The organism is Nocardia sp. NPDC052112 (genome assembly GCF_040680135.1).
GTDB lineage: Bacteria > Actinomycetota > Actinomycetes > Mycobacteriales > Mycobacteriaceae > Nocardia.
Genome location: NZ_JBFAWD010000010.1, coordinates 156712 through 172587, shown reverse-complemented (window position 1 = coordinate 172587; position 15876 = coordinate 156712). Strand labels below are relative to the sequence as shown.

The window sequence follows — 15876 nt, the reverse complement described above, 5'->3', positions numbered from 1 at the left end:
CTGTGTGTGGAATAGGGGTATGCCTGGGCTGGGCGAGTGCGAGTGCCGAGTGCGAGGGAGGCTGGCGTGGGGTGGGTGGGCTAGTGCGTGAGCCGGGCGACTGCCCTGTGTGGGCTGGCTGCATGCGTGGGCCGTGTGTGGGCGTGGCTGTGGGCACGTGCGTGTGCGTAGGGCCTGGCCGAGTGCCTGTGTGTGGAATAGGGGTATGCCTGGGCTGGGCGAGTGCGAGTGCCGAGTGCGAGGGAGGCTGGCGTGGGGTGGGTGGGCTAGTGCGTGAGCCGGCCGACTGCCCTGTGTGGGCTGGCTGCATGCGTGGGCCGTCCGTGTGCGCGGGCCGTGTGTGGTCGTGGCTGTGGGGACGTGCGTGTGCGTAGGGCCTGGCCGAGTGCCTGTGTGTGGAATAGGGGTATGCGTGGGCTGGGCGAGTGCGAGTGCCGAGTGCGAGGGAGGCTGGCGTGGGGTGGGTGGGCTAGTGTGTGTCCGTGGGCGGCTGGCGTGGGGTGGGCTAGTGCGTGGCGTGGGCTGGGCGAGTGCGTGAGCCGGCCGACTGCCCTGTGTGGGCTGGCTGCATGCGCGGGCCGTGTGTGGGCGTGGCTGTGGGCACGTGCGTGTGCGTGGGGCCCGGCCGAGTGCCCGTGGTGTCGGCTGGGTGTATGCGCGGGCCGTGTGTGCGCGTGGGCTGGGGTGAGTGCGCGGTCGGCGAGTACCCAAGATTCGCGAACAGGCCACGCTCGGCATATCGCAATGGACCGTAATCGGAGTCCTGAATCGATCGCTTCGAGGATGGTGCCGACGGCAGAACCGGCTGGGCTACCGTGCAATGTCCCCGGAGGTCGAGGCGGACAACGTCTTTCGGGGCGAGCTTCGATGCCGCGGCACTGCTCGACTGCTGACTCGGCGAGTCACGATCGCCTATCGAGGAGATGGCCGAACGTGCCTGGTGCATGCGAAGCGCTCGCCCCGGCAGGACCGGGACGGGCGCGAATTCGTCAGGGGCCGTTATTCGGACCGTCGATCGACGGGAACCAAGGGAACGGCAGCCATTGCCAGCACGGCGGCCAGCAGGTATGCGGCAGAAAAGCCGCTCGCGGTGATCAGCGCGCCGAAAACCGGTGGGATGGTGGCTATTGCGAGATTCTGGCCGGTGTTCTGAATGCCCAGACCGCGTCCGCTCCAGTACGGTCCGGCGATTTCGGCAACCGCGGTGAAGGCCAAACCGTTATCGGAGACCGTGATGACCGATGCGGCGATCAGCAGCGGGATCGCGGCCCACCATGCATGCGCCCATGCGGCCGAAGCCAAGGCGGCCATGGCGATTACGGCGGCGATGGCGACGGTGCGCAGCGGTCCCAGACGACTGCCGACGCGATCGGACCAAGCGCCCGCGCCGATTCGTCCTAGGGCGCCGAGGAATTGGGTTCCGGTCACCAGAGCACCCGCTGCGGGCAGCGACCAGCCGACGTCACTATGCAACCACAATAATGCGAAAGTCCATACGGTGCCTTGGGGAATGCACAGCAGCACCGACACCGCGTGGATGCGCCACAGCGTGGCATCGCCGCGATACGGGTTGGTCCGATCCACCGCCGCGCCTGTGGGCCGTGGCGGATCGATGATCCCGATCAGGCAGCCCAGCGCGGCGATTCCCGCCATCACCGCGGGCACCAGAATGGCCGCCGCGATGCCATGCGCGGCCGCAACGGCGGGAATGCTGAGCGCGCCGATTCCGACGCCGATGGGTTGTGCGGTCTGCCGAATTCCCATGGCCAGTCCGCGTCGCTGCGGCGGAAACCAGCCGACGATCACCCGGCCGCTGGCGCCATTGGTACTCGCCGCACCGACGCCGCCCAGGAACAGCACGGCGCCGAGCAGTACGTAGTCGGTGACGGCGGCCGCCGCGACGCCCGCGCCGAACATCAGCAGCGGCCCGCCGACCAACACCTTGCGCTCACCGATCCGGTCGACGACATATCCCCAGGCGATCAGCGTGCATACCAGGCCGACGGTCGGCATGGCCACCAGCATGCCCGCGGTCGCCAGTGGCATGCCATCGGCCGTCAGCGCGGGCAATAGAAATGGCACCCCGTGGACGAAGACCGCACTCGAGGCCTGCGCGAACACGCCGAGGCCGAGCATGGACCATCGTCGGATGTCGCGCATCTGCGTCACGGTCGTAGCCATCGGCCTCACCTCAGTGTCTCAGAATATGGGAATGAGTTCTCATTCTATGAACATTGGGAGTCACCATACACCCGGTGGTCGAGCGGATTCGCTTGTGCTTCTGTCGAACTGCTCACACCGCGGGCGGCGGAACCCGCTCGCGCGCGCGATTCCGGACCGCTCGGTCGGGCGCGTTCGAGCAGGTCGAGGGCGGTCGATAGACTGCGGTGCATGCGTCTAGGTCGAATCGCCAGTCCCGATGGAGTCGCTTTCGTCAGCATCGAGGGGGAGGGGAGCGAGAGCGTCGCCAAAGAGATCGCGGAACATCCGTTCGGTACTCCGACATTCACCGGGCGGAGTTGGCCGCTGGCCGACGTGCGCCTGCTCGCGCCGATTCTGGCCAGCAAGGTGGTCTGCATCGGTAAGAACTACGCCGCGCACGCGGCCGAAATGGGTGGGGTCGCACCGGCGGATCCGGTGATCTTCATGAAGCCGAGTACCTCGATCATCGGCCCGAACGCGTCGATCATATTGCCGCCCAGCTCATCCCAGGTCGACTACGAGGGTGAGCTGGCCATCGTCATCGGCCGTCCGTGCAAGGATGTGCCCGCCGCCCGCGCGCTCGATGTGGTGCTCGGCTACACCGTCGCCAACGATGTGACCGCGCGTGATCAGCAGAAGCATGACGGCCAGTGGACCCGTGCCAAGGGCTACGACACCTTCTGCCCGCTCGGCCCGTGGATCGAAACCTCGCTCGACCCTTCGGATCTGGAGATCGTCACCGAAGTCGACGGCGAGATTCGCCAGCGCAGCCGTACTTCGCTTCTGCTGCACGATATTCCGAAGCTCATCGAATGGGTTACCACGGTGATGACGCTGCTGCCCGGCGATGTGCTGCTCACCGGCACCCCGGAGGGTGTCGGCCCGTTGCAGGCGGGGCAGAACGTCTCCGTGACCGTCGAGGGCATCGGAACCCTCACCAATCCTGTTGCCGCCAAGCGCTAGTCGAAAGAGAGCCATGACTGAAGTACGGGTCCGCTTCTGCCCGTCACCGACCGGAACGCCGCATGTCGGCCTGGTCCGGACGGCGCTGTTCAATTGGGCATACGCCCGCCACACCGGTGGCAAGTTCGTCTTCCGCATCGAAGATACCGATGCCGCACGCGATTCCGAAGAATCCTATGGTGCGATCCTGGACGCGTTGCGCTGGCTCGGCCTCACTTGGGATGAGGGCCCGGAGGTCGGCGGGCCCTATGCGCCCTATCGGCAATCACAGCGACGCGAGCTGCATATGGAGGTCGTGCGGAATTTGCTGGCGGCTGGTGAGGCGTACGAATCGTTCTCCACGCCCGAGGAAGTCGAGGCGCGCCATCGCGCCGCGGGCCGCGATCCGAAACTCGGCTACGACAACTACGACCGTGATCTCACCCCCGAGCAGATCGAGGCCTTTCGGGCCGCCGGACGCCCGGCGGTAATCCGGCTCCGAATGCCTGACGATGACATCACCTGGCACGATCTCGTGCGCGGTGAAACCACCTTCAAAGCGGGTACCGTGCCCGATTTCGCACTCACCCGCGGTAATGGCGATCCGCTCTATACGCTGGTTAACCCGGTCGACGACGCATTGATGAAGATCACCCACGTGTTGCGCGGCGAGGACATTCTTTCGTCCACCCCGCGCCAAATCGCGCTCTATGCTGCGATGCGCCGGATCGGCGTCGCGGAGTTCACTCCGGAGTTCGGTCATCTACCGTTCGTGATGGGGCAGGGCAACAAGAAGTTGTCCAAGCGCGATCCGGAGTCCAATCTGTTCGTCCATCGGGACAGGGGATTCATCCCGGAGGGTTTGCTGAATTACCTGGCGCTACTCGGCTGGGGCATCGCGGAAGATCGCGATGTGTTCTCTATGGCCGAGATGGTGGCGGCCTTCGATATCTCGAAGGTGAATTCGAATCCCGCCCGATTCGATCAGAAGAAGGCGGACGCACTCAACGCCGAACACATCAGATTGCTGGAGCCGGGTGATTTCGCGCACCGCTTGCGTGAGTTCCTCACCGAACACGGCCACATAGGCGCCGACATCGACGATAAGTTGTTCGCCGCGGCCGCCGAACTGGTGCAGACCCGAATCGTTGTGTTGTCCGACGCATGGGATCTGCTGCGTTTCTTGTTTGCACCTGCGGAAGAGTTCGCGATTGATCCCGCGGCGGGGTCGAAGAATCTCGGTTCCGACGCGACGTCGGTATTGGACGCCGCAATTGCCGCGCTGGAGCCGCTGACGGCCTGGACCACCCCCGCTATCGAGGATGCACTCAAAACCGCGCTCATCGATGATCTGGGGCTCAAGCCGCGTAAGGCGTTCGCACCAGTGCGAGTGGCGGTGACGGGTTCGCACATCAGCCCGCCGCTGTACGAATCGCTGGAGCTGCTCGGCCGCGAGGCGTGCCTGGCTCGGCTGCGCTCGGCTCGGGACTGGACGGCACCGGCCTGAAATTCCGCCTCTGACCGAAAAACAGGGCGTTGACCAGGCGATTTGTAGTAGACCGTATGCGGTTTGGTACTCTTCTTCTCGGCTCGGAACAGGGCCTCGGGTCAGCCGGACACGAGGTCGAACGTCCTGGTCATTGGGGTATGGTGTAATTGGCAACACAGCTGATTCTGGTTCAGCCATTCTAGGTTCGAGTCCTGGTACCCCAGCGGAGAATGTTGTTCGTCTCTCGGTGCGCGACCGAAAGTTGTTCAGCATCCGGCGATTTGGTCGCCGAGCTTCGGTCGGCTAAGCTAACCGAGCTTCCACTGATCGAAAGATCAAACCGGAAAGATCACCCACTGAGATGTGGGGGATCGAGTCCTGGCCCCGTCGTCTAGCGGCCTAGGACGCCGCCCTCTCAAGGCGGTAGCGCGGGTTCGAATCCCGTCGGGGCTACGCAGAATAATAGGCCCATGCTCATGGAGAGCATGGGCCTTTTTCTGCTTCGCATTGTTTTGTGGGGGGTGCCCCTCACCCGGAGGCTTCGCCCCCGGCCCCCGAGTCCCGCCGGGATCTTCGCCCCGGAATAGCAGGTCAGGGTGCCGTTGTGAGAGTGTGACTCTGTCAGTTGCTGCTGGGGTTTGGCGTGGAGACGGGGCGGGTTCGGCAATTCGCTGTTTGGCGGAATCTCATGCCCCAGCTGAAGAGCTTCGTTCTTGTGGCGCCGAGTCCGGCCGTGGGCTTCGCCCCGGAACAGCAGGTCAGGGCGCCATTGTGGAGGTCGCTCCGATTCCGCGCCGTTCGGGTGTTGTCGTACTGGCGGGTGACTTGTTCGTTGAGGTTATGAGTTGGAGATCCATACCGCGGGTGGGCTCCGCTCTCGGACGACCGACTCGGGTGGCTACCTTCAGAACGGCAGGTCGGGTGCCGTTGTATGGATGTGGCGCGCTACTGGGTGTTGTCGTGCTGGCGGGGACCGGTTCATCAGTTGGGTGTGGGTTGAATCTCATATCCCACTGGGTGGGCTTCGCTCCTGGGCCATGAGTTGGGTCGGGAGCTTCGTCCTGAGCTCGGCTGGCAGAAGTGCCGTTGGACTTGGTGGCGCGCCTTTGGGCGGTATGTCGTGGTAGTACGCGATTTCCGCGTTGCCCGGAGGGCTTTGCGCCCGGATATCCGGGGGTTCCCCAGGCTCTGATCCATAGGAAGAGAGTTCGGCGGCACGCAAAAGGCCCTCCAGGGGTTTCGCTGGAGGGCCTTTTCGGGTTGGTGAGCTTCCTACCCGCTCTTGCGGCGGAACTCTCGCTTGTGGCTGGCGTTGCCATGAGTGGTGGTTGCTTTGGAGCGGCCGTCGAGGTGGTCGGTCGACTTGGCGTGGTGCTGGTTTTTGCGCTCCAGGGCTTCCTTGAACTTGCGTTTGACCTCTTCGGTGCTGGGGGCCGCCTTGCCGTTGGAACTTTCCGCCATGTCTGCTCCTCGTCGTCGCGGCCGCGCGTCGCGCCACGGGGCGTCGCCGCGCTGCCGATTCGGGTCGAACAGGGTTGACGCTACTGTGCCGGGTGCGGCGTGTCAGGCGGATTTTGCCCGCGTGGCGCGATCAGTCGAGTGCTCGGGCGGTGGTGCCGCCGAGCGGGAGTTGGGGGAGGCCGAGCTTGCGGTGGTCCCAGCTGCGCAGGCGATTCGGGACCACGCGGACCGCTATGCGCTTGTTGAGCATCTGCTCGACGAGCGGGCGGACCTCTTCGCTGTAGGGGCCGGTGTAGCGCTCCCAGACGCTCACGCCGACGGCGTAGAGCTTCTCCGGATCGTCGATGATCTCGGCATGGCCCTCGATGGAGACGCCGCGCAATTGGTCGTAGGTCTGGCCTGCCTCGACCATGCAGGTGATGCGGGGATCGCGGCGCAGATTCACCGCCTTCTGCGACTTGGCCTTGGTTTCGAACCAGAGCTCGGGCAGCTTGCGGACCATGCCGTCGGGCGCAATATCGCCATCGATGAGCGCGTACCACATCGCGGTCAGGTGCGGTGCACCGTTGGGACCGATGGTGGCCAGCGTCGCGATGCGGCTGCGCTCCAGGAATTCGGAAATCTCGGCGTCGGACATGACGATCTGCGCCCGTTGGTTTACTCCCATGCGCACCAACTCTAGAGGCTGTAACTAGAACGTGTTACAGCCTTTTGTGGAGTGCGTCCGCGGCGGCGACCAGGTCGGCCGCCCAGCGGGCGCCGGGTCTGCGGCCCATGCGATCGATCGGTCCCGATACCGAGACCGCCGCGATGACGTGGCCCGCGGCGTCGCGCACGGGTGCCGAGACGCTGGCTACGCCGCTGGCCCGCTCGGCGGCGCTCTGGGCCCAGCCGCGCTTGCGGACCTCGGCCAATGCCCGCTCGCCGAAGACCGCGTCGGCCAGGATGGTGCGCTGCAGTTCCGGATCCGCCCAGGCGACCAGCACCTTTGCCGCCGAACCCGCGGTCAGCGGCAGGCGCGCTCCGATCGGCACAGTGTCGCGCAGGCCGACCGGCGGTTCCAGCGCGGCGATGCAGACCCGCGCATTACCGTCTCGGCAGTAGATCTGGACGCTCTCGCCGGTGATCTCGCGCAGGCGCGGGAGAATGGCAGCGGCGGCCTCGTGCAGTGGATCGGTGGCCCCCGCGGCGAGTTCGGCGAGGGCGGGGCCGGGCCGCCACAGACCGTTGTTGTCGCGGGCGAGCAGTCGGTGTACCTCGAGGCCGACGGCCAGGCGGTGGGCGGTGGCCCGAGGCAGTCCGGTGCGGGTGCACAGTTCGTTGAGACCGCATGGGTGCTCCGCGACGGCATATAACACTGACACCGCTTTGTCGAGGACGCCGATACCGCTATGCTGTCTCATAGAACGATATTAGCGTCTCGGATACTGAGAAAGCCACTCAATGGTCTGCTCGCTCCGGACGCGTCGAAAACAGCCAAACTTGTGCAACCGTGCGCGCGCCTCAGCCCGGATCGCGTGCATCGGTTGCTCGTCGGAAAGGTGATCGAGAATGGCCGAGCGCCGCACACTGGCCGAGAAGGTGTGGGAGCAGCACGTCGTCGCCCACGGGGAGGGCGAGGGCGCCTCGCGTGCGCCCGATCTGATCTACATCGATCTGCACCTCGTACACGAGGTGACCAGCCCGCAGGCCTTCGACGGACTTCGCGCCGCGGGCCGGCCGGTGCGCCGCCCCGATCTCACCATCGCGACCGAGGACCACAACGTCCCGACGATCGATATCGATAAGCCGATTGCCGACCCGATTTCGCGCACCCAGGTCGAGACGCTGCGCCGTAATTGTGCGGAATTCGGTGTGCGCCTGCATCCGATGGGGGATCTGGATCAGGGCATCGTGCACGTCGTCGGGCCGCAATTGGGCCTGACCCAGCCGGGGATGACGGTGGTGTGCGGCGATAGCCATACTTCGACGCACGGCGCGTTCGGCGCGCTGGCGATGGGTATCGGCACCAGCGAGGTCGAGCACGTCCTTGCCACCCAGACACTCTCGCTGCGCCCGTTCAAGACCATGGCGATCACCGTCGACGGCCAATTGCCGCCCGGTGTCACGAGTAAGGACCTGATTCTGGCCGTCATCGCCCAGATCGGCACCGGCGGCGGTCAGGGCTACGTGCTCGAGTATCGCGGCGAGGCCATTCGCGCCATGTCCATGGAGGCGCGAATGACCATCTGCAACATGTCGATCGAGGCGGGCGCGCGGGCCGGCATGATCGCTCCTGACGAAACCACCTATGAATTCCTCAAAGGCCGCCCGCACGCGCCGCAGGGAGCCGACTGGGATGCCGCAGTGGCCGCCTGGGAGGCGCTGAAGACCGACGATGGCGCGGTTTTCGACGCCGAGGTGCACATCGACGCCAGCTCGCTGACCCCGTTCGTCACCTGGGGCACCAACCCGGGGCAGGGTGCGCCGCTGGGCGACAGCGTGCCCGATCCCGCGCGGATTACCGACGAGACGGCGCGCGAGTCCGCGGAGAAAGCGTTGCGATACATGGATTTGGAGCCGGGTACTCCACTTCGTGATGTATCGGTCGACGCCGTATTCGTCGGCTCGTGCACCAACGGACGCATCGAGGATTTGCGTGCTGTGGCCGGGATTTTGCAGGGACGCCACGTCGCGGACGGGGTGCGAATGTTGGTTGTACCGGGATCTATGCGGGTTCGCGCCCAGGCGGAAAAAGAAGGACTGGGCGAGATTTTCACAGCGGCGGGCGCCGAATGGCGTCAGGCGGGCTGCTCGATGTGCTTGGGAATGAATCCCGATCAGCTCGCGCCGGGTCAGCGTTGCGCCTCCACTTCGAACCGCAACTTCGAGGGAAGGCAAGGCAAAGGTGGCCGTACACACCTGGTTTCCCCGCTCGTAGCGGCCGCTACGGCTGTTCGCGGCACCCTGTCCTCGCCTGCGGATCTGGACTGATCGGCGTGCGGACACCGTTGTGTCTGCGCCGAATCGCTCTTTCCGGTCGCTGGCAGCCGCTTGTCGGTCGCTCGAAACGGCAGCCGTAGCGACTGCTTGCAGGTCACTCGAAACGATCAGCTCAAATCGCCTAATGACCCAGGAGAATCAGCAAATGGAAGCCTTCACCGTGCACAAGGGGATCGGCGTGCCGCTGCGCCGATCCAATGTCGACACCGATCAGATCATTCCGGCCGTGTACCTGAAGCGGGTGACGCGAACGGGATTCGAGGACGGACTGTTCGCAGCATGGCGATCGGATCCGGACTTCATTCTGAACACCGAACCGTATAACCGGGGCAGCGTGCTGGTGGCCGGTCCGGACTTCGGCACCGGATCGTCACGTGAACACGCCGTATGGGCGCTGTCGGACTACGGCTTTCGAGTCGTCATCTCCGCGCGCTTCGCGGACATCTTCCGCGGCAATGCGGGCAAGGGTGGACTGTTGGCCGCGCAGATGTCACAGAACGATGTCGAAATGCTCTGGAAGTTGCTCGAGGAACAGCCCGGTCTCGAATTGGTAGTAGACCTCGAGGCACGCACGGTGACGGCCGGAACCGTCGTGTTGCCGTTCGATATTGATGACTACACGCGGTGGCGTCTGCTCGAAGGATTGGACGACATCGGGCTGACACTGCGGCGTAGTGACGTCATCGGCGAGTTCGAAAAGGCAAGGCCAAGTTGGAAACCCACAACCCTCCCGGCGCATATTTCGCAGGCGTAATCACCCGGTAGCGATAGCTGAGTTCGCCTTGAGGCGGTAGCTGGACGTGTGCTAAACCACATGAATTTTGGCGTGGCACATAGACTCTTGCTCAAAGTGGGTTTACCGTGGTACCTAGTCGGTCCGACGACGGGCCATTAGTCTGCGGAGGATTCAATGAACAAGGCGGAACTGATCGACGTTCTGACCGAAAAGTTGGGTACGGACAGGCGCACGGCCACCGCGGCAGTCGAGCATGTGGTCGACACCATCGTGCGCGCGGTGCACAAGGGTCAGAGCGTCACAATCACCGGATTCGGTGTGTTCGAACAGCGTAAGCGTGCGGCTCGCGTCGCGCGGAACCCGCGTACCGGCGAAACCGTGAAGGTGAAGCCCACTTCGGTGCCGGCGTTCCGTCCGGGCGCGCAGTTCAAGGCCGTCATCGCGGGTAAGCAGAAGCTGACCGCGACCGGCCCCGCCGTCAAACGCGGCGCGAATGTAGCGGTGGCGGCGAAGAAGGCCGCCAAGAAGACGGCGGCAAAGAAGACCGCCGCGAAGAAGGCGACCGCCACCAAGGCGCCCGCCAAGAAGGCCGCGGCCAAGAAGGCCCCGGCAAAGACGACGGCGCGCAAGACAACTGCCGCCAAGACGGCCGCGAAGAAGGCACCCGCCAAGAAGACCGTCGCCAAGAAGGCTCCGGTCAAGAAGGCGACAGCGGCCAAGAAGGCCACCGCCGCCAAGAAGACGGTCGCGAAGAAGGCACCCGCCAAGAAGACCGCGGCCAAGAAGGCTCCGGCGCGCCGCGCGCGCTGACACTGAAGATGCGGCGTCACCGGGTGATTCGGCTCCGCTAGGCAGAATCACCCCCCAATACCGGCTCGAGACGGCCCCGGGGCTCGCCCCGGGGCCGTTTCGGCTGTCCGCGTCTCGGTTTGGTATCGAGAAACAACTGTGTGACGATTGTCGGCCTTCTTCGGGGACGGCAGCCTGCGGAGCCGGCGGGGTGGGTAGGCACAGCGCGTCAGGATTTGACGATGGCGTCCGACAGTGACCGGTCGAGGTGGTCGGCGGCGACCAGTCGCCCCGAGACGAACGACAACACCCACACACTGCCCTTGCGGTTGCGCGCGGACGGCAGCGTAATGCCGTCTCGATCGGCCCACCACCGCAGCAGATCGGGAATTACCTTGCCCTGACTGCACAGAACGCGCACCGCATGATCCGAGACAAGGGTAACGGCGCGCTGTCGAGCCTTGTCCGGCGCTGCGGCATAAGCGGTTTCGGAGAAATCCGGTTCGATGTTGATGGGCGCGCCGAGTTTCGCCGCCAGTGGTTCCACTGTCTGGACGCAGCGGTCCGGATCGGCCGAAAAGATCTCGGACGCACCGTATGCCAGCAGATTCGGGACCAAAGCCGCGGCTTGGGCCCGACCGGCCCGCTCCAGCGGGCGCTGCTCGTCCGTACCGTCGAATCGGTCCCTGCTGCCCGCCTTGGCGTGCCGCACCACAAGCAGCGTGGCGGTGGCCGCGGGCAGGCGGGTGAAGGCGCGCATCACCTGTCGGTCCATCGGATACGACAATTGGTCCATCACCCGGTCCAAGGAGTACCAGGACAGCACATCGACCTCGGAATTGGCGCTGAATTCACCGCCGGAAACCTCGGCTGCCCAATAATCGACCCGCTTGAGTTTCCGGTGACCCGGAATCGGATAGGTGACGTGTCCGAGGTAGCGGCCGAGCCGGCAATCCAGGCCTGTCTCCTCACGGACCTCGCGCACGGCGGCGAGCACCGGCGTCTCGCCCGGATCGAGTTTGCCTTTCGGCAGCGACCAATCCTGATACTTGGGACGGTGCACCACGGCGATCTCGATGGCGTCGGATTCGGCGGCCGCTTTGCGCCACAGCACCGCACCCGCGGCGTGAATGTTGGCTGTTACCCGGGGATCCCAGAACGGCCCCCCGCCCTGCTCATATCCCGTCGTACGGCTCACGGCTGATCCGGTCTCCGCAGTCGCATCATGAATTCCTGGTGGTCACGTACCTCGACGCCATTGCGATCGGCGCCGTCGGGCGAGGCAAGCCAGCTGCCGTCGGGCTGGAGGACCCAGCAGCGGGTCGTCGGATACAGCGCCGAGTCGAAGACCGAGCCCAGCTGCTCGCACAGCTTCGGATCTTTGACCTGCGCCATGACTTCGACGCGCCTATCCAGATTCCGGTGCATCATGTCGGCGCTGCCGATCCAGTATTCGTCCTGGGCCTGGAAGTGCAGAATTCGCGAATGCTCCAGGAAGCGACCGAGAATCGAGCGCACCTCGATGTTCTCGCTCATTTCCGCGACGCCGGGGCGCAGACCGCAGATGCCGCGTACCACGATCTGCACCGGTATACCGGCCTGAGAAGCTCGGTAGAGCTCGTCTATGACTTGCTCGTCGACAATTGCATTGGCCTTTATCCGGATTCGTGCCGGGACACCCTGCTGTGCCAGTTCGATCTCGCGCTGGATCCGTTCGATGATTCCGGCGCGTACCCCCTGCGGTGCGACAAGCAGGTTGCGGTAGTTGGACTTTCGCGAGTAACCAGTCAGCGAATTGAACAGATCGGTCAGATCGGCGCCGATTTCCGGTGCGGCGGTGAGCAACCCGACGTCCTCGTAGAGTCGCGCGGTCTTCGGGTTGTAGTTGCCGGTACCGATATGGCAGTAGCGGCGGATGGTCGAACCCTCGCGGCGCACGACCAGGCAGGTCTTGCAGTGCGTCTTGAGGCCGATGAGGCCGTAGACCACGTGCACCCCCGCCTGTTCCAGCGCGCGGGCCCATTTGATATTGGCCTGCTCGTCGAAGCGGGCCTTGATCTCGACCAGTGCGACGACCTGTTTACCCGCCTCGGCCGCGTCGATGAGCGCGTTCACGATGGGGGAATCACCGGAGGTCCGGTACAGGGTCTGTTTGATCGCGAGTACCTGCGGGTCGCCGGCGGCCTGTTCGATGAAGCGCTGCACGCTGGTGGAGAACGAGTCGTAGGGGTGATGCACCAGCACATCGCCCTCGCGCAGCGCCTGGAAGACATTGCGCGGGGTTTCGCGCTCGCCGAACGCGGGCGGCGTTGCGGGGACGTATGGTGCGTCCTTGAGATTGGGCCGGTCCACGCCGCACACCTGCCACAAGCAGGACAGATCAAGCAGACCGGGCACCTGGATCACATCGCCGGGATCGACCTCGAGTTCACGCAGCAGCAGATCGAGCATGTGCTCGGTCATATCGTCGGAGACCTCTAGTCGAACCGGCGATCCGAAGCGGCGACGGGCGAGTTCGCGCTCGAGCGCCTGCAGCAGATCCTCGTCGCGATCCTCGTCGACCTCGAAATCGGCATTGCGGGTGATCCGGAACGAATGGTGTTCGACCACCTTCATACCCGGAAACAACATATCGAGGTGTGCGGCGATCAGTTCCTCCATCGGCAGGAACGCCGCGACGGGCGACCCGGAATCGGTGCGCCGCACACGAATGAAGCGATCGACGTTGTCGGGCACCTTGACGCGAGCGAAATGCTCACCGCCGGTGGAGGAATCCTTCACCGTCACCGCGAGGTTGAGACTCAGCCCGCTGATGTAGGGGAACGGATGCGCCGGATCCACCGCGAGCGGGGTGAGTACCGGAAAAACCTGATCCTGGAAGTAGCCCGAGAGCCGCCGCCGCTCATCGTCGTCCAGATCGGACCAGTCGATGACCGCGATGCCCTCGGCGGTCAATGCGGGCAGCACCGAGTCCAGGAACGCGCGAGCGTGCCGGTCGGCGATCTCCTGGGCACGTGCCGCGATCAGTTCCAACTGCTCGGTGGGCGACCGGCCGTCGGCCGAACGCACCGAAAGTCCGGTCTCGGCACGGCGTTTGAGACCGGCGACGCGGACCATATAGAACTCGTCCAGATTGGAGGCGAAGATCGCAAGGAATTTGGCGCGCTCCAACAATGGCAGCGACGCGTCCTCGGCAAGTGCGAGCACTCGGGTGTTGAAGTCCAGCCAACTGAGTTCGCGGTTCAGGTAGCGATCACGTGGCAACCGCTGCGCGATGGCATCCGCGGCCGGCGGTGTCGCGGCGGGCAGTGCGTTCGGCAGTATCTGCTGTTTGACGGTTTCGATATCGCTCATGTCCGCGCCTCGCTGGGACGCGGCCCCGACACGCGCGAGGCACGCTGGTTCCGAAATCGCTTGCTTCGCTCACTCACGCCAACGATCATCCCCTACGAACCAGGCCGTGCACAGCCCGACATCATCATTGCCGCGCGCATCACGGGGATGCGGCGACCGGCTAGCACACCCGGCGTACCCGCTCGTGAACGTGAATCGGCCAACCGATGTCGTGCAGAACAGCACCTGTCGAAACCCCGGCGCCGAGTTCGATGGCGCGGTCCAGATCGTCGGCGGTGTCGACGTCGAGCCGCAATCCGGGCCAGTCACCGTGCAGGTCGACCGCGCCCGCCGCGATATGCCGCCGCGCCGAGCTGGGACCGAAGCGTGGATCCAGCGCGGCGGTGGTATCGCGAACCACTAGCGCGGCCGTGCCGCTGCCCGCGTGGTCGACGACGATCGATCGAACGCCGATCGGTGCGGTGGTCAGCATCCCGGAGAGTTCGTCGGGGCGCAAGGCGGGCAGGTCCGCCTGCAGGGCGAGCAGTTCGACCGGACCGTGCCGGTGCCGCAATGCCGTCGCCGCGTCGGTGAGCGCGGTGTTCAGGCCGTCCGGATCGGTCGTATCGATCGCTTCGCGACGGGGCTCGGGATGCACCACCGCGCCGAGTCTGCGCGCCCGCTCGGCGACAACCGGATCCGGGGTCACCACGGTGACCGACGCGATCCGCGGCACCGCGACGGCGGCGGACACGGTATCGGCGAGCATGGCGAGCACCAGCCGGGCCCGGTGTTCCGGGCGCAGCCGATCGGCCAGGCGGCTCTTGGCCTGATCGAGGCTCTTCACCGCGATCACGGCGTGCAACGCATGCATGGTCCTGATCCTTTCATGAGTGGTTCCGTGGCATATTGGGCAGATGACGAGGGCGGCAGTGCTGGGCGCGGGATCATGGGGGACCGCGTTCGCGAAGGTGTTGGCGGACGCGGGAACCGACGTCACGATCTGGGCAAGGCGGCCCGAGGTGGCCAAGGCCCTGGCCACCGAACATCGCAATCCGTTCTATCTGCCCGATGTGCAATTGCCCAGCGTGGCGGCGACCCACGACCACGCCGAAGCGCTCGACGGTGCGGATATCGTCGTGCTCGCGGTTCCATCGCAATCCCTGCGCGCGAATCTCGAGAAGTGGCGGGATGCGATCGGGCCGGATGCCGCACTGCTGAGTCTGGCCAAGGGCATCGAGACCGGCACGCTGCTGCGGATGAGCCAGGTCATCGGTGCGGTCACCGGTGCGGACGAGAGCCGCATCGCGGTGCTGTCCGGCCCGAATCTGGCCAAGGAGATCGCGGACGAGCAGCCCGCGGCCACCGTGATCGCGTGCACCGATGCCGCGCGGGCGGTCGCCCTGCAGCAGGCATGCGCCAACGGCTATTTCCGGCCCTACACCAATACCGATGTGATCGGCTGCGAGATCGGTGGGGCGTGCAAGAACGTCATCGCCCTTGCGTGCGGCATCGCGTCGGGAATGGGGTTGGGTGACAACTCGGTCGCCAGCCTGATCACCCGCGGGCTGGCCGAGATCATCCGGCTCGGGGTCGCACTCGGCGCGGAGCCGGTCACGTTGGCGGGGCTGGCCGGGGTCGGCGATCTGGTCGCGACCTGTACCTCGCCGCTGTCGCGCAATCGGTCGTTCGGGCATGTCCTCGGAGCGGGCGGGTCCATGGAGGCGGCCCAGGAGGCCACCCATGGTCAGGTCGCCGAGGGTGTGAAGTCGTGCACATCGGTTCGGGCACTGGCGGCGGCGCACGATGTCGAGATGCCGCTGACGACATCGGTGCACCAGGTATGTCACGAGGGCCTTTCGGTGAGCGAGGCGGTCGGCAATCTGCTGGGCCGTCGGATCAAACCGGAATGGGGGCGCACGCTATAGCCGCACGGGCGCGA

General features: G+C 65.3%; 13 protein-coding genes and 2 tRNA genes. 8 read left to right on the top strand and 7 right to left on the bottom strand.

Annotated elements, in window-relative coordinates:
- Window positions 1-999 precede the first annotated feature (999 nt).
- Entirely contained in the window at window positions 1000-2181 is a 1182-nt protein-coding gene (locus AB0L58_RS21210) for an MFS transporter (protein ID WP_364389113.1), read from the bottom strand.
- A 210-nt stretch (window positions 2182-2391) separates the two neighbouring features.
- Here AB0L58_RS21210 and AB0L58_RS21205 point away from each other — a divergent pair, with 210 nt between their 5' ends.
- The 4 genes from AB0L58_RS21205 (at window position 2392) to AB0L58_RS21190 (ending at window position 5086) form a co-directional block, all read left to right on the top strand.
- On the top strand, window positions 2392-3165 hold the full coding sequence (locus AB0L58_RS21205; protein ID WP_364389112.1) for a fumarylacetoacetate hydrolase family protein: 774 nt from the start codon (window positions 2392-2394) through the stop codon (window positions 3163-3165).
- Window positions 3166-3178: 13 nt separating this feature from the next.
- The gene (gltX, locus tag AB0L58_RS21200) at window positions 3179-4651 is read left to right on the top strand and encodes a glutamate--tRNA ligase (protein WP_364389111.1); all 1473 of its coding nucleotides are present in this window, start codon (window positions 3179-3181) and stop codon (window positions 4649-4651) included.
- Between the two features lie 134 nt (window positions 4652-4785).
- Window positions 4786-4857: transfer RNA gene (locus AB0L58_RS21195), tRNA-Gln, on the top strand.
- Between the two features lie 156 nt (window positions 4858-5013).
- Window positions 5014-5086, top strand: a tRNA-Glu gene (locus AB0L58_RS21190).
- 819 nt (window positions 5087-5905) lie between these two features.
- Here AB0L58_RS21190 and AB0L58_RS21185 read toward each other — a convergent pair.
- From AB0L58_RS21185 to AB0L58_RS21175, 3 genes are all read right to left on the bottom strand, one after another.
- A complete protein-coding gene (locus tag AB0L58_RS21185; RefSeq protein WP_364389110.1) occupies window positions 5906-6094 on the bottom strand; it encodes a DUF5302 domain-containing protein in 189 nt (62 codons plus the stop codon).
- Between the two features lie 130 nt (window positions 6095-6224).
- Window positions 6225-6761 (bottom strand): PPOX class F420-dependent oxidoreductase, encoded by a 537-nt coding sequence (locus AB0L58_RS21180; RefSeq protein WP_364389109.1) that lies wholly within the window; start codon window positions 6759-6761, stop codon window positions 6225-6227.
- A gap of 34 nt (window positions 6762-6795) precedes the next feature.
- Window positions 6796-7497, bottom strand: coding sequence for an IclR family transcriptional regulator (locus AB0L58_RS21175; protein WP_364389108.1), 702 nt, complete (start codon window positions 7495-7497; stop codon window positions 6796-6798).
- 148 nt (window positions 7498-7645) lie between these two features.
- Between AB0L58_RS21175 and leuC the strand changes: the two genes are divergently transcribed.
- From leuC to AB0L58_RS21160, 3 genes are all read left to right on the top strand, one after another.
- Window positions 7646-9067, top strand: a complete 1422-nt coding sequence (gene leuC, locus AB0L58_RS21170) for a 3-isopropylmalate dehydratase large subunit (RefSeq protein WP_364389107.1) — start codon at window positions 7646-7648, stop codon at window positions 9065-9067.
- A gap of 154 nt (window positions 9068-9221) precedes the next feature.
- Window positions 9222-9830: a 3-isopropylmalate dehydratase small subunit gene (gene leuD, locus AB0L58_RS21165; RefSeq protein WP_364389249.1), complete on the top strand. Its 609-nt coding sequence runs from the start codon at window positions 9222-9224 to the stop codon at window positions 9828-9830.
- A 156-nt stretch (window positions 9831-9986) separates the two neighbouring features.
- The gene (locus AB0L58_RS21160) at window positions 9987-10622 is read left to right on the top strand and encodes an HU family DNA-binding protein (RefSeq protein ID WP_364389106.1); all 636 of its coding nucleotides are present in this window, start codon (window positions 9987-9989) and stop codon (window positions 10620-10622) included.
- Between the two features lie 208 nt (window positions 10623-10830).
- Here the strand turns inward: AB0L58_RS21160 and AB0L58_RS21155 are convergent, their stop codons facing one another.
- From AB0L58_RS21155 to cofC, 3 genes are all read right to left on the bottom strand, one after another.
- Window positions 10831-11799 (bottom strand): bifunctional NUDIX hydrolase/histidine phosphatase family protein, encoded by a 969-nt coding sequence (locus AB0L58_RS21155; protein WP_364389105.1) that lies wholly within the window; start codon window positions 11797-11799, stop codon window positions 10831-10833.
- Window positions 11796-13955: an RNA degradosome polyphosphate kinase gene (locus AB0L58_RS21150; RefSeq protein ID WP_364389104.1), complete on the bottom strand. Its 2160-nt coding sequence runs from the start codon at window positions 13953-13955 to the stop codon at window positions 11796-11798. The genes AB0L58_RS21155 and AB0L58_RS21150 overlap by 4 nt, the downstream gene beginning before the upstream one ends.
- Window positions 13956-14115: 160 nt before the next feature.
- Entirely contained in the window at window positions 14116-14808 is a 693-nt protein-coding gene (cofC, locus tag AB0L58_RS21145; protein WP_364389103.1) for a 2-phospho-L-lactate guanylyltransferase, read from the bottom strand.
- 43 nt (window positions 14809-14851) lie between these two features.
- On the opposite strand from cofC, the gene AB0L58_RS21140 reads away from it, so the two are divergent.
- The gene (locus AB0L58_RS21140; protein WP_364389102.1) at window positions 14852-15862 is read left to right on the top strand and encodes an NAD(P)H-dependent glycerol-3-phosphate dehydrogenase; all 1011 of its coding nucleotides are present in this window, start codon (window positions 14852-14854) and stop codon (window positions 15860-15862) included.
- The last annotated feature ends 14 nt before the right edge of the window (window positions 15863-15876 follow it).